The following is a 2,012-nucleotide window of genomic DNA, read 5'->3' as shown; positions in this document are numbered from 1 at the left end:
CCCACTTTTCACCAATGCTTCCGCCATGGGTTTTGCGCGCGCAAGATCGTTGACGGCAAGGACCGGGATGATCGATGTTGCGCGCATCAGCTGTTCAATCGGCTTGATATTCATGACCCATGTTCCTCTATAAAGGCCTATGCTGCGCCGAGCAGGCCGGGTTCGGGATGGATGATGAGTTTTGCCGACAGGCTTTCCATCAACCCGCAATAGCGGCCCCTGGATGTGATCCGGGCGGCAAAGCCCGAACTGGCGATATGATCCGTCAGCCTTGATCCCAATCCACCTGCCAATATAAGCGTTGGCGAAAAACGATATCATGGCCATGGTAATATAGCACGCGACTGCGCGCAAAATCTGACGACAGATTGCCGGCGCGGACTAAGTATAATAGTGGTGACCCCTACGGGATTCGAACCCGTATTTCAGCCGTGAAAGGGCCGCGTCCTAACCCTTAGACGAAGGGGCCATACCAATTGCTGGTCAGCGAGCCACGGCCATTAGGGGGGTGCCGGGCTTTGGTCAACCCTCTTTTCGCCGGAATTTCGGGGCTGTTCGCTGGCGCTGTGGCAGACCGCCTGCCGCTTGTTGCCTTCTGCGTCGCGGGCGCTGCTGATGAAGGGACCGCGAGAATGAGCGGGATGATAATGGGGACGCCCTCCAGGCACGCCTTTGACGCTCCGTCAATCGGCCCAGGCGGCATCTTCCAGATGGATTTCCGCCGACGGGCGGCTGCCCCAGTCATCGATCTTGGCGCGGCCGGCAATCCATAATTTTCGTCCGCGCGGGGCGCTGAGCAACGCCTGGCCGAGATCGGTTTCGGCGGCGCGGAAGGCTATGGTCTTGATCGATGCGCCATCATCGCCGCCGACGATCATCCGGACATGATCGGTTCCGACAATATCGCATTTGATGATTCGCACCGGTCCGGTGGCGATACGCGGCGCGGGCCAGCCCATGCCATAGGGGCCGGCGCCGTCCATCGCTTCGACCATCGTCGGATTGACGCCCTTGGGCGACAGCACCGCGTCGAGCAGCAGCGCCTTGCCATCCTGTGCCTTGCCGACGCTGTCGGCGAGCCGGTCATTGAGAAATTCGGAAAAGGCATCGACCTTGTCGGCATCAATCGTCATGCCCGCAGCCATGGCATGACCGCCGCCGGCAATCAGCAGGCCGCTGTCCTTGGCGGCGATGATCGCGGCGCCGAGATCGATGCCGGAAATCGAGCGGCCCGAGCCCTTGCCGATACCCTCTTCGTCGAGCGCGATGATGATCGCCGGGCGGTTCAATTTCTCCTTGATCCGTCCCGCAACGATACCGATGACGCCCGGATGCCAGCCTTTGGCGGACAATACCGCTACCGCCTGATTCTGTTGCGACGAACACATGGCTTCCGCTGCTTCCAGCACATGGGCCTCGATCGCGCGGCGTTCCTGATTGAGATGGTCGAGTTCGGCGGCGATTGCCCGCGCCTCTTCGGGGTCCTGCGTGGTCAGCAATCTCACACCAAGATCGGATTTTCCGACTCGGCCACCGGCGTTGATTCGGGGCCCTAGGGCAAAGCCGAGATCCGAACAGATCGGCGCGCGCTTGAGCCGGCTGGCGTCGATCAGCGCCGACAGGCCAATATTCTGACGCCCGGCCAGCACCTTGATCCCCTGCGCGACAAAGGCGCGGTTGAGGCCGCGCAACTGGGCGACATCGGCAACCGTGCCGAGGGCGACAATATCCAGCAGCTCGAGCAATTTGGGCTCGGCCCGATTTTTGAAAAACCCCTGATTGCGCAGCGTTCTGACCAGCGCGGCGCCGAGCAGAAACGCCATGCCGACGGCGGCGAGATGACCATGTTCCGCGCCGGCATCGCTTTCGTCCAGCCGGTTGGGATTGACCAGCGCCAGCGCCTTGGGCAGTTCCGCCGCGCATTTATGATGGTCGACCACGATCACCTCGACCCCGGCCTGATGCGCCATGTCGAGCGCTTCAAAGGCCATCGCCCCGCAATCGACGGTGAC

2 protein-coding genes and 1 tRNA gene are annotated in these 2,012 nt (G+C 61.7%); all 3 read right to left on the bottom strand.

Translation table 11 applies throughout. The features are described from left to right. Window positions 1–137: 137 nt before the first annotated feature. Window positions 138–293, bottom strand: coding sequence for a glucokinase (locus V7665_RS10270; protein WP_335664445.1), 156 nt, complete (start codon window positions 291–293; stop codon window positions 138–140). Between the two features lie 101 nt (window positions 294–394). Continuing rightward, window positions 395–469, bottom strand: a tRNA-Glu gene (locus tag V7665_RS10265). 214 nt (window positions 470–683) lie between these two features. Further along, on the bottom strand, window positions 684–2,012 hold a 1,329-nt coding region (locus V7665_RS10260; RefSeq protein WP_335664444.1), incomplete at its 5' end, for a single-stranded-DNA-specific exonuclease RecJ.

The sequence above is a fragment of the Parasphingorhabdus sp. genome, from assembly GCF_036964675.1.
Taxonomy (GTDB): domain Bacteria; phylum Pseudomonadota; class Alphaproteobacteria; order Sphingomonadales; family Sphingomonadaceae; genus Parasphingorhabdus.
This window is presented reverse-complemented; position numbering and strand designations above follow the sequence as displayed.